This is a genomic window from Paenibacillus illinoisensis NBRC 15959, from assembly GCF_004000925.1.
GTDB lineage: Bacteria > Bacillota > Bacilli > Paenibacillales > Paenibacillaceae > Paenibacillus > Paenibacillus illinoisensis.
Genome location: NZ_BIME01000001.1, coordinates 492161 through 507451, shown reverse-complemented (window position 1 = coordinate 507451; position 15291 = coordinate 492161). Strand labels below are relative to the sequence as shown.

Annotated in this window: 15 protein-coding genes; 10 read left to right on the top strand and 5 right to left on the bottom strand. The window is 46.8% G+C overall.

What is annotated here, in order from left to right; all coding sequences use genetic code 11:
* Positions 1-156 precede the first annotated feature (156 nt).
* The 4 genes from PIL01S_RS02080 to PIL01S_RS02065 all read left to right on the top strand — a co-directional run bounded on the left by PIL01S_RS02080 (position 157) and on the right by PIL01S_RS02065 (position 4085).
* Complete coding sequence (locus PIL01S_RS02080) at positions 157-864, top strand: response regulator transcription factor (protein ID WP_127536051.1); 708 nt, start codon at positions 157-159, stop codon at positions 862-864.
* Entirely contained in the window at positions 842-2281 is a 1440-nt protein-coding gene (locus PIL01S_RS02075; protein WP_127536050.1) for a sensor histidine kinase, read from the top strand. The genes PIL01S_RS02080 and PIL01S_RS02075 overlap by 23 nt, the downstream gene beginning before the upstream one ends.
* 93 nt (positions 2282-2374) lie before the next feature.
* Positions 2375-3454, top strand: coding sequence for an AI-2E family transporter (locus PIL01S_RS02070; protein WP_127536049.1), 1080 nt, complete (start codon positions 2375-2377; stop codon positions 3452-3454).
* Between the two features lie 232 nt (positions 3455-3686).
* A complete protein-coding gene (locus tag PIL01S_RS02065; protein WP_095358391.1) occupies positions 3687-4085 on the top strand; it encodes an Asp23/Gls24 family envelope stress response protein in 399 nt (132 codons plus the stop codon).
* Between the two features lie 89 nt (positions 4086-4174).
* On the opposite strand, the gene PIL01S_RS02060 is transcribed toward PIL01S_RS02065, so the two are convergent.
* The gene (locus tag PIL01S_RS02060; RefSeq protein WP_174818655.1) at positions 4175-5017 is read right to left on the bottom strand and encodes an AraC family transcriptional regulator; all 843 of its coding nucleotides are present in this window, start codon (positions 5015-5017) and stop codon (positions 4175-4177) included.
* A 198-nt stretch (positions 5018-5215) separates the two neighbouring features.
* On the opposite strand from PIL01S_RS02060, the gene PIL01S_RS02055 reads away from it, so the two are divergent.
* The 3 genes from PIL01S_RS02055 to PIL01S_RS02045 all read left to right on the top strand — a co-directional run bounded on the left by PIL01S_RS02055 (position 5216) and on the right by PIL01S_RS02045 (position 9298).
* Positions 5216-6220 carry an aldo/keto reductase gene (locus PIL01S_RS02055; RefSeq protein WP_127536048.1) on the top strand — a complete coding sequence of 335 codons (1005 nt, stop codon included), beginning with the start codon at positions 5216-5218 and terminating at the stop codon, positions 6218-6220.
* A gap of 181 nt (positions 6221-6401) precedes the next feature.
* Positions 6402-8012, top strand: a complete 1611-nt coding sequence (gene mbcS, locus PIL01S_RS02050) for an acyl-CoA synthetase MbcS (protein WP_127536047.1) — start codon at positions 6402-6404, stop codon at positions 8010-8012.
* 41 nt (positions 8013-8053) lie between these two features.
* Positions 8054-9298, top strand: coding sequence for an aminopeptidase (locus PIL01S_RS02045; RefSeq protein WP_127536046.1), 1245 nt, complete (start codon positions 8054-8056; stop codon positions 9296-9298).
* 77 nt (positions 9299-9375) lie between these two features.
* Here PIL01S_RS02045 and PIL01S_RS02040 read toward each other — a convergent pair whose 3' ends face one another.
* Together PIL01S_RS02040 and PIL01S_RS02035 are read right to left on the bottom strand one after the other, a co-directional pair.
* Positions 9376-9834, bottom strand: coding sequence for an AraC family transcriptional regulator (locus PIL01S_RS02040; RefSeq protein WP_127536045.1), 459 nt, complete (start codon positions 9832-9834; stop codon positions 9376-9378).
* A gap of 164 nt (positions 9835-9998) precedes the next feature.
* Positions 9999-10631 carry a nitroreductase family protein gene (locus tag PIL01S_RS02035; RefSeq protein ID WP_127536044.1) on the bottom strand — a complete coding sequence of 211 codons (633 nt, stop codon included), beginning with the start codon at positions 10629-10631 and terminating at the stop codon, positions 9999-10001.
* 131 nt (positions 10632-10762) lie between these two features.
* Between PIL01S_RS02035 and PIL01S_RS02030 the strand changes: the two genes are divergently transcribed.
* Positions 10763-11002, top strand: coding sequence for a hypothetical protein (locus PIL01S_RS02030; protein ID WP_127536043.1), 240 nt, complete (start codon positions 10763-10765; stop codon positions 11000-11002).
* Between the two features lie 145 nt (positions 11003-11147).
* Here the strand turns inward: PIL01S_RS02030 and PIL01S_RS02025 are convergent, their stop codons facing one another.
* Positions 11148-11924, bottom strand: coding sequence for a M15 family metallopeptidase (locus tag PIL01S_RS02025; protein WP_127536042.1), 777 nt, complete (start codon positions 11922-11924; stop codon positions 11148-11150).
* A gap of 265 nt (positions 11925-12189) precedes the next feature.
* Positions 12190-12552 carry an iron-sulfur cluster biosynthesis family protein gene (locus PIL01S_RS02020; protein ID WP_127536041.1) on the bottom strand — a complete coding sequence of 121 codons (363 nt, stop codon included), beginning with the start codon at positions 12550-12552 and terminating at the stop codon, positions 12190-12192.
* Positions 12553-12773: 221 nt separating this feature from the next.
* Between PIL01S_RS02020 and PIL01S_RS02015 the strand changes: the two genes are divergently transcribed.
* The gene (locus PIL01S_RS02015; RefSeq protein ID WP_127536040.1) at positions 12774-13778 is read left to right on the top strand and encodes an ABC transporter ATP-binding protein; all 1005 of its coding nucleotides are present in this window, start codon (positions 12774-12776) and stop codon (positions 13776-13778) included.
* Entirely contained in the window at positions 13771-15285 is a 1515-nt protein-coding gene (gene opuFB / locus PIL01S_RS02010; RefSeq protein ID WP_127536039.1) for an osmoprotectant update ABC transporter permease/substrate-binding subunit OpuFB, read from the top strand. The genes PIL01S_RS02015 and opuFB overlap by 8 nt, the downstream gene beginning before the upstream one ends.
* Positions 15286-15291: the final 6 nt, after the last annotated feature.

The window sequence follows — 15291 nt, the reverse complement described above, 5'->3', positions numbered from 1 at the left end:
GATAGAATTACGAGCCCCGGCACATGCCAGGGCTTTTATTTAGGTTATCTTTAGATTTGATTTAGGTGGATTTAAGGGACGTGGTATATAGTAGTAAGATACATGTAAAAGAATACACTGCCGATGATTGAGGAATGAAGAAATGAGAGGAATAACATGAGATACACCGTATTAATTGCAGATGATGAACCAGAGATCGTGGAACTGCTTCAACTGTACCTTGAAAAGGACTATGACATCAGGACTGCCGCGAATGGAGCGGAGGCGCTGGAATGCATTCGTTCTGTACCGATCGATCTTGTCATTTTGGATATTATGATGCCTGTAATGGATGGACTTCAGTTAATCAAGCAAATTAGGGCAACCCATCATATGCCCGTCCTGTTTCTATCCGCCAAAAGCCAGGATCATGACAAGATTCTCGGACTTGGACTCGGTGCGGATGATTATATTTCAAAGCCGTTTAATCCGCTGGAGATTGTTGCTCGTGTAGAAGCTTTGTTAAGACGTGTGAATCAATTTGACGCCCATGAATCCGCCGCACCCCAGGAGACCAATCTTGTTCTTGGTGAACTTATGCTGGATCGCTCCAAATGTGTGCTTTTTCGATCGGGCAAGCCTGTAACCCTAACCTCCACGGAATACAAAATTGTGGATCTGCTGCTGGAGCAGCCTGGCCGGGTATTTACACGCAAGAAAATCTACGAGGCGGTATGGGGGGACTATTACGCGCATGAAGACAGCACCATTATGGTGCACATCAGCAACATTCGTGAGAAGATCGAACGCGACTCCAGACAACCTGAATATTTAAAAACGATAAGGGGACTCGGATACAAAATTGAAGCGCCAACGGAAAGCTAGAGAAACGCGACTTTTGCAAACGTCCCTGACACTGGACTTCCTGCTGTTCAACTTCTTTTTGCTGCTGCTTGTCTTGATTGTCTATCTCATGGTTTCGCTGGATGTCGTGGATTTCCGCATTTCGGATCAGGTGGTTGATCCTGATCTGAACGTCGAGGCGCATGTCTATGCAGCTGAATTGAGCAAGAGGCTTGAGGATGACTCATCAAGCAAGGAAATACAGCGTCTGATGGATAGCGGAGGATGGATCGAGATTCTGGATGCAGATCGTTCGGTCATTCGCCAGATCGGTGTCAAGCAGGATGCAGTTACATATTACAGTGAGTCGGAGTTGTATGCCGGACTGGAGAATCGGAGCGATAGTACATATTATTATTCCATTTCTCCCTACGCAGCAGAGAGAGATGCGAAGTATGTACTGCTGAAAATACCGCGTGATCTGGTGAGTATCCGTATGAATGAAAATTTGCTGATTACCAATTTGAAGCACCCTTTGTCATTTTACATCATGATCGGAGTTGGATTCGTTCTGCTCCTGATATTCGTATACAGCTATTGGGTCGCACGCCGAATCAAAAAACCACTGAGTATTTTATCACTGGGGCTTACCCAGATGATTCAAGGAAATTACAGTACACGCTTGTCCATCTCGGCAGAGAAGGAATTTGTCCAGATCGGCGAGACGTTTAATTATATGGCAGATGTCATCGAGAATACCTCAGAAGAAAAGCGCTATGCGGAAGAGAGCAAACAGCGGTTGATCGTGGATCTGTCGCATGATCTGAAAACACCAATTACCTCCATTCAGGGATATGCTCAGGCCCTCGTGGAGGGACGGGTAGAAAATCAGGAAAGGCAGCAGCGTTATCTTGGATATATTTATAACAAGTCCGTTCAGGTAGCACGAATGATTCAGAATATGCTCGAACTGCTTAAGGTGGACTCTCCCGATTATCACATGCAGATCCAGAAAAGAGAGATCGGAGAATTCGTGCGTGAAGTCATGGCCGATACCTATGGTGAGATTGAGCAGAAACAATTTGTGCTTCATGTGCTGGTACCTGATCAGGAGATATACGCCAGATACGATCCTGAATTGCTGTCACGGGTTATTCAAAACCTCATTACCAATGCGCTGTCCTACAATCCAAAGGGAACAGAGCTGCGGGTAGAATTGATTCCGCTGGGTACGCATGTAGTCATCGAGGTTGCAGACACAGGGGTCGGTATTCCCCAGGAACTGTGGAGCACCATTTTTGATCCATTTGTACGAGGAGATGAAGCACGAACTGGTACGGGCGGAACCGGACTTGGACTCGCAATTGCCCGGCGAAATACAGAGAAGATGGGCGGACGATTGATCCTGTCCCAGCGAGGCAAGGAGACTACCGTGTTTACGATTCAAATTCCAAACTGATACGTTGAATGTACATTTAAACGGGTAACGAAGAGGGCAGAAAAAACCTGTAGAAAATCCCAAAAAGAAAAGGTTTATGTGGAGGGGAACATTTTGTTTAAAGCAAGTTCGTTTGTCCGGTTCAGCATCGCGCTGGCTCTGGTGCTCGTCAATATCTACCTGCTATCACGCGTCAGCTTTATCTTTCAGCCGCTGGTGACCATGATTACAGTTATCACAGTGCCGATGATGCTGTCCGTATTCTTTTATTATCTGCTAAGGCCGCTCGTGAATTACATGGAACGGAAGAAGCTGAACCGAACACTCAGCATATTGCTGATCTATCTGGTCTTCGGTGTGCTGCTCGTCCTGTTCATTGTGGGGTTATGGCCGTCCTTGCGTGAACAGCTGATCAATCTGGTGGACAATGCACCGAATTTGATTAACTCACTCAGTGTACAGCTGAGAGAACTGGAGCAGAACGGAGCGATCAAGGCATTATTCCCAGAGGGATCCACGCCGTTTTCTCAGCTTACGGACTATATTAATAAAGGGTTTACCTTCGTGACCAACTATGTGAGTGGATTGTTCTCGCTCATTTCCAGCTTTGCGATCATTCTGTTTACGTTCCCGATCATCTTGTTCTACATGTTGAAACAGGGAGAGAAATTCGGCCGCAAACTGGTGCATATCGCACCAAAACGGTTCCAAAAAGACAGCCGTGAGGTTGTTCTTGAGATCGATCAGGCACTGAGTGGCTTTATTGTCGGAAGAGTGCTGGTTAACCTGGCACTTGGCGTACTGATGTATATCGGTTTTCTGATCATTGGTCTGCCGTATGCACTGCTGCTTACCGTCGTTGCGGTCATCATGAACTTTGTTCCGTTTATCGGTGCTATCGTATCGTCCATCCCCATTGTCATTATCGGTCTGATTCAGTCGCCATCGGTGGCGATCTGGTCGCTGATTATTATTCTGGTGGCCCAGCAAATTCAGGACAATCTGGTCGCTCCGTATGTGTTTGGCAAAAAGCTCGACATTCATCCGCTGACCACCATTATATTGGTGCTGGGTGCAGGGGATCTCGGCGGCATCATTGCCATCTTGATCATCATCCCTGTCTACATGATCGTCAAAATTATTCTGGTTCGGGTCTACCAGCTGTTCTTCAAGGAGAAATGGCAGAATGCCTGATTTTAGGATATAAAATGGATGGGCTGTTACACCCAGTCACTCCGATTGCAGTACCATCTTCCGATCGCTGTTATCCCCGAGTTTCTTTGATTCCCTCTATAAGGGAGAAACTCTGGTGATAAAGGCGAGCGCTTCGCTTCTCCAGATCGGTACTGCACTCTCCGTTAACGTGTAAAAATTTTATTCGCACTTTATATCTTATTTATCATTAACCATAGAAGGAGTGGGAACCATGTCTGAAATCATCCCTAAAGAATATATCGAACCCGAATACATCGAACCTCAAGCCGTCCGGATGGGTGCCATTCACATCTCTAATGATGTCGTATCCAAGATTGTGGGGATTGCAGCACAGGCAACCTCCGGCATCTCTTCCATGTCGGTTGGATTGACCGAAGGCATTGCGAAGAGCATCAGCGGCAAAAGCCTGCAGAAAGGCATTGACGTCGATGTAAAAGATGACCAAGCCTCCATTCAGCTCCGCATTAATGTGCAGTATGGGTTCAAAATGCATCAAGTCTGCAAGGAACTCCAGCACAATGTACAGCAGGCCGTGGAACAGATGACAGGCATTCTCGTCAATGAAATTAAAGTGCATGTCGTCGGTGTATCCATGCAGGAGCAAGTGTGACTGAGGTGGTCTCTTCCGGAAAATGAATGAATATTTGCGATGGACAGGTTATCTGTCTGAGCTCTATGTAAGTAAACAGCACCTTCCCGTTAACTGCTTAACCGGGAAGGTGCTGTTTTGTTTTTACGGTAATGGGTGGGGGCTTCGCCCATCACCTTTTTGAACATTTTGGAGAAGAGAAGCTGATCGGAATACCCGACAGAGCGGGAGATATCCCCAATGGTCAACCCGGTATCGAGAGTCAGTTCGGCGGCCTTGCGCATCCGGTAGTTGACCAAATAGGATTGAATGCTGGTGCCCATCCGGTCTTTGAACAAGGAGCACAGATAGCTGCGCTGCAAGCCGATATGAGAAGCAATGGATTGCACCGTGATCGGGTTCGCATAGTTCATCTCAACAAAGTCCATGACCTGGGTGACATACGTTTCTTTGGAGAATTCTTGCTCGGGTGGAAGGATGTCTTCGTTTGCATGATCAATCAGAATGGAGAAAAATTGGTATAACCATCCGGTCATGCTGATCTCCCAACCTTTGTGTGTATTTCGGGAGCTAATCATGCGATGCAGACAGGAACGCATCTCATCGTCATTTTCCAGTTCGAAGATCGGATGCTGCTCCGACAGACAGGCCTGCTGTAATAGTGAATGGGAGGCATTTCCTTGAAAAGCAACCCAGCTGTATTCCCACGGATCTTCCAGATCAGCCTTGTAGTGAACGACGGAATGGGGGACAATGAGAAAGCCCTGCCCTTTATGCAGTTCATAAGTTTTGCCTCCGACTTCAAAAGTACCCTTGCCATCCAAAATATAATGGATTTTGTAATGATCCCGCATGGCTGGGCCGAAGTGGTGACCCGGTGTGCAGGGTTCGGTTCCATAATGAAGGAGCTGCAGATCCTGGAACGGATTGTTTTTGAACATATATGTAATCAAGGCATTCACTCCTGTGTAGTTCATTCTTGCATTTTAACATATTTTTAGTAAGAGGATATGAATTATAGATGTGATCTTATGAATAGACAACAAGTATTATTCCATATGGTTATAGCGATATGCCATATCGTTTTGGACCGAAACTGACTAAGATGAAAGGGTATTCACCCACTTTAACAAGAAATGAGAGAAAATGATATGCCTTATACTGCTGATGAACAGCGTTACGATGAGATGAAGTATGCACGTTCCGGCAAATCCGGAATCAGACTGCCGCAGATTGCGCTTGGCCTGTGGCAGAACTTTGGCGGAAACCGCACGCTGGATATTCAGGAAGAGATGATTCTGCGTTCATTTGATCTGGGAATTAACCATTTTGATCTGGCGAACAACTATGGACCACCTCCAGGATCTGCTGAGGAAAACTTTGGCGTCTTGTTCAAAAAACATCTGCGTCCATACCGGGATGAACTTCTTATCTCGACGAAAGCAGGATATTACATGTGGAAAGGTCCCTATGGCGAGTGGGGCTCCCGCAAAAACCTGATTGCCAGCCTGGATCAGAGCCTTGGACGGATGGGGCTTGAGTATGTGGACATTTTCTATCATCACCGTCCGGATCCGAATACACCGCTGGAAGAAACGATGGCTGCGCTGGATCATATCGTAAGACAGGGCAAAGCGCTGTATGTCGGACTATCCAACTATGATGCAGAGCAGACAAGAGAAGCGGTCGCCATTCTGCGTAATCTGGGAACGCCTTGCCTCGTCCACCAACCGAACTATTCCATGCTTAACCGCTGGATCGAAGACGGATTACAGGATGTACTGGATGAGCAGGGCGTAGGCTCCATTGCATTCTGTCCTCTGGGGCGAGGTCAACTGACGAACAAATACGTGGACAAGATCAAGGAAGAAAGAGCGAACCCGACAGGCAATATGAGAACAGAAGCCTATACAGACGAACGGATTGCCAAGTTTGAAGCCCTTCAGGCCGTTGCTGAGCGCAGAGAACAAACCATTTCCCAATTGGCGCTGAATTGGATACTCCGTGACAACCGTGTAACCTCTGCATTGATTGGCGCAAGCCGTGTTTCACAGATCGAAGAGAATGTTGCCGCATTAAAGGCACCTGGCCTGACAACCGAAGAATTGAATGAGATTGAAGGCATTCTGAACGGGATTGGAAATTACGCCTGGTAAAATAAATGGAACGCAAATCGTTCAGAAATCACGAATAAAATCGCGAGAATAAACACAAGTCAGTTGTAATGAGAGTTCATTATAATTGACCTGTGTTTATTTTTTTTCAAAAAGGTGTTCATATCATAGCACCTGGTCCTAGGATTTAGGGTATAATATATAGATGCTATACATTTGAAATATGAAGGAGAGGCTCCATTTGAATTTTGAACAGTGGATTTCGCCTGAAACCTATAACCTGACATCCGAGATGGAGAACCACCCGTCAGATCGGATTGCACTTAGATGGCTCAGCGATCAAAAAGAATTAGAAGAGATTACGTACGGAGAGTTGTTTAAGCAGGCTAACCGTCTTGCCGGAGGCTTGCGTGATTTGGGCTTTGAAAAGGGTGATCGGGTGCTGGTCATGGTACCACGCCGCATCATTGCCTATGTCATTTATATCGCTTGTCTGAAACTCGGGATTGCCGTGATTCCTTCTTCCGAAATGCTGCGTGCCAAGGACTTGGAGTACCGCCTGCGGCATTCCGAGGCGCGTGCGGTCATTGTATGGTCCGAGACAACGGCTGAAGTGGAGAAAATGGATGCAGACCTGCCTGCACTGGCTCACCGCATCGTGGCATCACCATCTGGCGATAGCAGCGTTCCCGCTGAGGGCTGGGTTAACGTACATCAGCTGATGGAAGGTCAGTCGGATGAGATGAATGCCGTAGAGACACACCGTGATGATATCGCCATTCTGGCCTACACTTCCGGCACAACCGGAAATCCAAAAGGCGTTGTACATAGCCACGGCTGGGGATATGCCCACCTGCGTATCGCTTCCACGTTATGGCTGGATATTCAGCCATCAGATATCGTATGGGCCACGGCCGCGCCGGGATGGCAAAAATGGATCTGGAGCCCGTTCCTGTCCGTTCTCGGAAGAGGGGCAACAGGTCTGGTTTATAACGGGTCATTCCAGCCTAAACGTTATCTGGAACTAATGCAGGAGCATGGCATCAACGTCCTGTGCTGCACCCCGACCGAGTACCGCCTTATGGCGAAAGCGGACGATCTTGGTCATTATGACCTGTCCAAACTGCGCAGCGCAGTTTCTGCAGGCGAACCACTTAATCAGGAAGTCATTGAGATCTTCCAGCGTCACTTCAACCTGACCATCCGTGATGGCTACGGTCAGACCGAAAGTACATTGCTGATCGGCAGTTTGAAGGATGCTCCTGTTCGGATCGGCTCCATGGGACAATCGATTACGCCGGGTCTAATCGAGATTATCAATGAAGAAGGGCAGCCTCAACCAGCAGGTGAAGTGGGGGATATCGCGGTTCATCAGGATATGCCGGCCTTGTTCCGCACGTACTATCAGGATGAGGGACGGAAGGAAGCGAGTCAGCGGGGGGATTATTTTGTAACCGGAGACCGCGCGCGCAAAGACGAAGAAGGGTATTTCTGGTTTGAAGGCCGCAGTGACGATATTATCATCAGTTCGGGTTATACGATTGGACCGTTCGAGGTGGAAGAAGCGCTTATGAAACATGCCAGTGTGAAGGAGTGCGCCGTTGTTGCCAGTCCGGATGAAATTCGGGGGAATGTGGTCAAAGCCTTTGTTGTACTAAGGGATGAGTCTCTGGCTTCACCAGAACTAATGCGCGAACTGCAACATCACGTCAAGGAATGGACCGCACCTTACAAATATCCACGTAAGATTGAATTTGTAACTGATCTGCCGAAGACGAACTCCGGCAAAATCCGCCGGATTGAACTGCGTGAGCAAGAAAAGAGAAACGCGTAAAACATGAATTAATTCTATATGAACCAGGAGTGAATGGACCTATGAGTAATTTCGAGCAAACGTTTGAGCAATCGTTGGAACAATATGCAGAACTGGTGGTCAAAGTAGGCGTGAACATTCAAAAAGGACAGGATCTGCTTGTTACAGCTCCTATCGAAACGCTTGAGTTTACTCGCCTGATCGTTGCGAAGGCATACGCTGCCGGGGCCAAGTATGTACAGGTGGATTTTGAAGATGATCAAATTACACGCAGTCGTTTCCAGCAAGGTTCTGACGACAGCTTCGATTACTATCCGGCATGGAAAGGCGACATGATGGAGAGATTTGCAGAAGCTGGCGGCGCTACCTTAACGATCAAAGTACCGGACCCGGAACTGTATAACGGAATTGATTCCGACAAGGTTTCACGTGCTACCAAGGCGGCTGCCCAGGCACGCCGCGGTTATTCGAAATATACGCGCAACCATGAAATCAGCTGGTGCCTGATCAAGGCGCCGACCAAGGCATGGGCGAATAAGGTGTTTGCCGACATACCTGAGGAAGAGCGCATCAATGTGATGTGGGACACCATCTTCAAAATGAATCGTGTGGATGGCGGTGATGCCATCCAGAACTGGAGACAGCATCTGGACACCCTGAACACGAAGAGTGATCAGCTGAATGAGAAAAATTATAAGAGCCTACACTACCGCGCACCAGGAACGGACTTGAAAATTGAGTTGGTAGACAATCACATCTGGGGTGGCGGCGGAAGTGAGAATAAAGCGGGCGTGTACACGGTTGCGAATATGCCAACCGAAGAAGTATTCACCATGCCGAAGCGCAGCGGCGTTAATGGTTATGTCAGCAGTACGATGCCTCTGAACTTGAACGGACAGCTGGTAGATCAGATGAGAATAACGTTTAAGGACGGTCAGGTTGTGGCTTTCACAGCGGCTTCTGGTGAAGAACATCTGAAGAACCTGTTCGCTACGGATGAAGGAGCACGTTATCTAGGTGAGGTGGCACTTGTGCCGCATGATTCACCTATCTCGAACCTGAATCGTATTTTCTATAATACCGGAATTGATGAGAATGCATCCTGCCATCTGGCTGTAGGCAGCGCATATCCGTTTAATATGAAGGACGGCACAACGATGTCCAACGAGGAATTGCTTAAACATGAGTGCAATGTGAGTTTGACTCACGTCGACTTCATGATTGGGTCGGCTGAACTGGACATTGACGGCGAACTGCAGGATGGCACAATTGAGCCAGTATTCCGTAAAGGCAACTGGGCATTTTAATATTTTTACAGAGTTGACTAGTGAAAAAGTGACTTCAATGATGAAGTCACTTTTTTTGTGCTATCCAACGGATTAGATTAGACCTGTTTCACAGGCACACATAGTTCACACTCATGCTGTTCAAGGAGATCCCATCGATATCGCTCCAGAACCGGTTGGTGATCCATGATATAACGGTTGTTTTGCATATAAGGGATTATTTCATTCCATGCTTGCTGAATACCTTCTGGCGTGTGTCTAACCTTGCAGATGAGATAGTTCCCGCCCTGAAGCTCTCCAATCTCAATGGTGTCATCTTCAGGGAGTTCAAGTTCATGGAGCACGATTGCGGCATCGTATCTGCAGTGGTGCGGTGGTGTCGTTGATGGGTTATCCTGAGGTATGCCATATAAAACGGCAGCTTCTGTGAGTAATCGTTTCTCGTTTGCCCACTGTTTTAACTGGTCCATAGCTTGGACGTTAGCAGAACCATAAGGACCGACCTGCCTTACATAAGCGATTCGGCATGCCGCCAGATGTTCCATAGACATTTCCATATTCTATCTTCCCTTCCCAAAGGAATTCTCTTACTTGATGGATGTTAACATGGTATAAAAAAATTTGCATAACTCTTTTCGAAAAAGGAGAGTCGGAGCAGCTGATCTATGAAATGTAAAAAAGCCACGGAACCGTGGCATTTGGTAAATCTATTTGAATGATTTTACTCTGCATGCATTTTATTAAAGCTGACGTACTCGTTAATGGGTTTGCGATAGCCGCGTGGGCGTTGTTTGGCTTCTGACTTTTTACCGATCGTAATCATCATGACAGGAACGTAATGTTCGGGAACATCCAGACTGCTCTGCAGTTCATCGGCGTCAAAACCAATCATTGGACACGTATCCCATCCCATATCCTGTGCAATCAGCATCAGCTGCATCGCCGACAGGCTGGCATTACGAATGGCGTCTTCACGCTGAAACACACTTCCACGGGCTTCGTAGAAATCAAACACACTTTGGGACTCCTGTTCATATTCAAACGGATTGAGAACACCCAAATGCAGTAAACCTTCGTTAATCGTGCGGATGTGGTGGTGAGCCTTGATATCACCCAGAACAACGATGACAGCCGAGGCTGTTTTTACTTTGTATTGCTGTGAGGCTTCGTATGCTTTTTCTTTTTGGGCCGGGTCGGTCAAGACCAGGTAGTGGGTATGCTGAAGGTTAAAGGCTGATGGGGCAAATTTGTTTAACGCGAACATCTGCTGCAAATCGGCTTCCGGGATTTCGATACCTTCTTCAAAAATAACGGCGGATCTACGGCTTTTGACCAAGTTTTCCAGTGCACTCATGGTGGTTTACCTCGCTTATGTATAAAGTATAAATTGACTATAACACGCTTGGTTACTTTTGGTAAGTATTATTTTCGAATAAGACAAGACCAAAGGGCCATAACCTTAAATAAAAACAGTAGAGGTGAAACATGAGGACGTTCATCACCAGATTCAGGAGGGAGAGCTCCTATCACGAATTCAAGGTATATGTCATTCAATCCTCCACACTGAAGCGATTTTTGGTCATGGAAATCATCGTTGGCACGCTTGCCTACCATGCTGCATTTTATTTGTGTCACAATGCACTCCTGGCAGGAGCAGGTTCCTGGGCGGGAACCGAAGGTTTGAAACGACTGCCTCTCGCAGTCAAAAGAATGGTCAGTTTTTGATCATAAGAATGTTGCTGCAGAAACGTATAATGTCTTAACTATAAGCACCATGTAGTTATCGTGCAGAATGCAGGAGCAGAATGCCCCTTCCGGGCTCCGGCTCCTGGTTCATTCATTTTTTCCTTAATATACAGCAACCTCTTCGTTATTTGGCACGCTCCAGATATTGTTCAAGGGTCAGTTTCTGACTCGTGATTTCCCCTGCGATATAAACCCCGACGTAACGCACATGCCAAGGTTCATAGGAATAACCGGTCAGTTTCTCCTGATCCTTGCCGTAGCGGATAATAAATCCGTACTTGTGGGCATTGGCTTTCAGCCATTTGCCTTCTTTGGTGTTCCCGAAACTTTGCTGCAGATCATAGCCGACGGATGCACTGGAGATATCCATGGCAAGCCCGGTTTGATGTTCACTTTGACCTGGGCGGGCACTTGTCTTATTGGCCACGGCTTCACCTTTGATACTTGCATTGCGTTCGAAAATCGATTTTTGTGTGGAATAGGAGCGGTAACCCGATACGGCCTTGATATCAATGCCGTCTTTTTTAGCTGCTGCAAACAGCTTTTCAATCGCGGTAGCAGCGACCTTGCGCATTTGTTTCTTCGGACTGGAGCCGGAGAAGCTGAATGGAATGTTGGGTACAACCAAATCTTTTGGTGCATAGGTTGAAGGCAGATTTCTTTTTTTGTTCACCAGTACCACGGTGCTGGATAGATTCGTTACGGTTGCGAGACCGCTGCTGCTTGTTTTAATAGTGCGGCTTGGCGCGTTATCGTGCAAAAATTGAGTGAAACTGGAGCTGGCAGCCGATGCGACTGGCGTCATGGATGGTCCAAAGGGCAATGTAGTGAAGGCAGTACCTGCTAAGACAGACCCTATGAGCAGCGTGGATATGATAGATTTGCGTGTAGATGATTTCATGATGTTCCTCCTCGGGGTTGATGAATCTCTCGCATGCTGCATCCGATAAATTCCAGACATGCTTTTCTATATACCGAGTATACTAGAGGATTATATCAAGAGGTTCTCCAATTGTTTCCGAGTTGTAAACAAATCATGCGAGATTCATAGTTTCGTTCATTTGGCCAAAAGGAACACAAAAAAAGACTCTGCATTCAGTGCAGAGCCTTTGCTTATCTGGATATTTAATGTTCAACGATTGTTTAAGAAAATGAACGGTTCTTGTTTACAGCATGCATGCATCAGGTGCACTGGATTTTCCCGCATTTACAGCTCGCGTATCCCTAACCCGAACGTTGCTGCTAAGTACACCGGAATCACTGCTCAACGTGAAAGAAGGATAGTTTTCCTCCGTATCCAGCTTCATATGCTGTTCGAGATTTAATTGTTGTTTCGGATCAACATAGAATGGAACCAGGTTGGTCTCGATCTGCTCATCCAGTGCAGCAGGTTCATCTACAATCAAGAGGACCAGAATTCCGTTACAGCCACAGCCTTCAGTGTCATAGAACACTTTGAAGTAGCCAGGTTGGTCATTCAAGCTCTCAGTTAATCTCACTGCAGCCAGATCTGTAATTTGAATATGCATAATGCTCACTCCTTATATATTGAAAATGGTCCTGAAATGTAAATGATAGAAAATTAAGGTCTCCTTTCATTATACCACCTTGCCCCAAAATCAAAGCAAATAAATTTCTACACGTCCGATGCGATATGAAGAAGGTCTTCGCCAAAAGTAATGATTATTGGGGTGTTCTTTTGGGGAAATAGATGAGAACGAAAGGTTAATTAAAGGAGAGACGCGTACGGATGATTGAATTCGAAAATGTATCCAAGCAATACCCTGATGGGACCCAGGCTCTTCATCAGGTTAACCTCAAAATCAATAAAGGCGAACTATTGGTCATGATTGGGCCTAGCGGCTGCGGCAAAACGACGATGCTCAAAATGATAAATCGCCTGATTGAACGAACGGATGGAACGATTCGTATCCAGGAGCGGCCAATCGATGAATTTAACATTCACGAATTACGCTGGAATATCGGGTATGTACTGCAGCAGATCGCCTTGTTTCCGCACATGACGATTGCCGAAAATATCGCTGTTGTTCCTGAATTGAGAAAATGGAAGCCTGCCCAGATTCATGAACGGGTACATAACTTGCTTGATATGGTGGGTTTAAGCGGAGAGATCTACAGTGATCGCAAACCAGCAGAACTGTCGGGTGGACAGCAGCAAAGAATTGGCGTACTGCGGGCACTGGCGGCTGATCCGGAGATTGTACTTATGGATGAACCGTTCAGTGCGCTCGACCCGATGAGCAGGGAGAAATTGCAGGACGATATTCTGGAGATTCAGCGTCAGATGAAGAAAACGATTGTGTTTGTTACGCATGACATACAAGAAGCCATGAAGCTGGGGGATCGCATATGTATTTTGAAGGATGGACAAGTACTGCAGGTGGGAACACCTGAAGAGCTGTTACAGAACCCCGCGGATGAATTTGTACGTCATTTTGTCGGAAGTCCTGGCACAGATGTGATTCAAGATCATAGCGTGCACTTGTCTTCTCATATTCAGTCAAAATTCAATCTTGAATCGATTATGACATCTATTGCTCCAGGCCATGTTCCGAAGTCTGCCAAGACAGCGGTACCGATTTCTATGACATTGATGGATTTATTAGATGTCTTGGATGCATACGATACCTTGCTGGTTGAGAAGAATCATCAGATTGTAGGACAAGTGAGCAGGGCGGATGTGCTGAGGTACTGGTCTGGTCAGCTGCAAGAGCGGGGTGAGACCCATGAGTAAATTCTCAGAGGTATTTAATGAGCGCAAAGGGCAGTTGTTAACAGCTCTTCTGGAGCATGTCCAGATTTCATTTATCGCCCTGTTTCTCGCCGTTCTCATTGCAATTCCACTCGGCATTTATCTGACCCGAAAACCCAAAGTTGCTGAACCGATCATCGGTGTTACAGCTATCTTGCAGACCATTCCATCACTTGCTCTTCTTGGGTTGCTCATTCCGCTGTTCGGTATCGGTACAGTACCAGCGATTATTGCACTAGTGGTGTATGCCCTGCTTCCGATACTCCGCAATACTTATACAGGGATAACCGAAGTGGACCCTTCCATGATTGAAGCCGCCAATGCGATGGGCATGAATAGTCGTCAGCGTTTGAGCAAAGTGGAGCTGCCGCTGGCAACGCCTGTCATTATGGCAGGGATTCGTACGGCAATGGTTCTTATCGTGGGTACCGCAACTCTAGCAGCATTAATTGGCGCAGGTGGCCTTGGTGATCTGATTTTGCTCGGGATCGATCGTAATGATACATCACTTATTATTTTAGGTGCGATACCGGCAGCATTACTGGCGATTTTGTTCGATGTCCTGCTAAGGCAGTTCCAACGGCTGTCTTTTCGAAAAACGGTGGGTACACTTGGTACACTGGCCTTAATCGCTATACTTGTGATTACCCTTCCGCTATTATTCCGCGGCGGACAGAAGGACCTGGTCATTGCGGGTAAGCTGGATGCAGAGCCTGAGATTCTCATTAACATGTACAAGCTGCTGATTGAGGAGCATACAGATCTTACGGTTGAATTGAAACCTGGTTTGGGGAAGACTCCGTTTTTGTTCAATGCTCTACGATCCGGCGACATTGATATCTACCCCGAATTTACTGGTACAGCAATATCAGAATTCTTGAAGGAAACGGCTGTTAATACGGATCGCACGCAGGTTTACGAACAGGCAAGAGACGGAATGCTTAGCCAATTTGGTATGGTGCTCTTGAACCCGATGAATTACAACAACACATATACGCTGGCGGTCCCTCAGGAGGTTTCCGACCAATATAACCTGAAAACCATATCAGACCTCAAGTCTGCCCAGAAGCAGATTAAGGCTGGGTTCACACTGGAATTCTCGGACCGTGAGGACGGTTATCTGGGGATACAGAAGAAATATGGCATTCAGTTTCCTAATGTCGCCACAATGGAACCCAAACTTCGATATGCAGCTCTTCAGCGAGGTGATATTAATCTGGTTGATGCCTATTCCACGGACAGTGAGCTCAGGCAGTATAATCTCGTGGTACTTGAAGATGATCAGGAGCTATTTCCGCCATATCAGGGAGCTCCGCTGCTGCGCAAGGAGACGGCAGATGCCTATCCGCAGCTGATCGAGATACTGAATCAGCTGGCGGGACGCATTACTGATGATGAGATGCGTCAGATGAATTATGAGGTCAATGTGAATGGAGCCCGTCCGGAGCAGGTAGCGTCCGACTATTTACAGAAGGCGGGTTTACTATAATTTTCA

What these genes read in the sequence shown, in the direction of transcription:
- PIL01S_RS02045 (WP_127536046.1), top strand. Translation starts at nt 8,054, where the DNA reads ATGAGTAATTTCGAGCAAACGTTTGAGCAATCGTTGGAACAATATGCA.
- PIL01S_RS02040 (WP_127536045.1), bottom strand. Translation starts at nt 9,834, where the DNA reads ATGGAAATGTCTATGGAACATCTGGCGGCATGCCGAATCGCTTATGTA.
- PIL01S_RS02080 (WP_127536051.1), top strand. Translation starts at nt 157, where the DNA reads ATGAGATACACCGTATTAATTGCAGATGATGAACCAGAGATCGTGGAA.
- PIL01S_RS02025 (WP_127536042.1), bottom strand. Translation starts at nt 11,924, where the DNA reads ATGAAATCATCTACACGCAAATCTATCATATCCACGCTGCTCATAGGG.
- PIL01S_RS02055 (WP_127536048.1), top strand. Translation starts at nt 5,216, where the DNA reads ATGCCTTATACTGCTGATGAACAGCGTTACGATGAGATGAAGTATGCA.
- PIL01S_RS02020 (WP_127536041.1), bottom strand. Translation starts at nt 12,552, where the DNA reads ATGCATATTCAAATTACAGATCTGGCTGCAGTGAGATTAACTGAGAGC.
- PIL01S_RS02030 (WP_127536043.1), top strand. Translation starts at nt 10,763, where the DNA reads ATGAGGACGTTCATCACCAGATTCAGGAGGGAGAGCTCCTATCACGAA.
- PIL01S_RS02065 (WP_095358391.1), top strand. Translation starts at nt 3,687, where the DNA reads ATGTCTGAAATCATCCCTAAAGAATATATCGAACCCGAATACATCGAA.
- opuFB (WP_127536039.1), top strand. Translation starts at nt 13,771, where the DNA reads ATGAGTAAATTCTCAGAGGTATTTAATGAGCGCAAAGGGCAGTTGTTA.
- mbcS (WP_127536047.1), top strand. Translation starts at nt 6,402, where the DNA reads ATGAAGGAGAGGCTCCATTTGAATTTTGAACAGTGGATTTCGCCTGAA.
- PIL01S_RS02015 (WP_127536040.1), top strand. Translation starts at nt 12,774, where the DNA reads ATGATTGAATTCGAAAATGTATCCAAGCAATACCCTGATGGGACCCAG.
- PIL01S_RS02035 (WP_127536044.1), bottom strand. Translation starts at nt 10,631, where the DNA reads ATGAGTGCACTGGAAAACTTGGTCAAAAGCCGTAGATCCGCCGTTATT.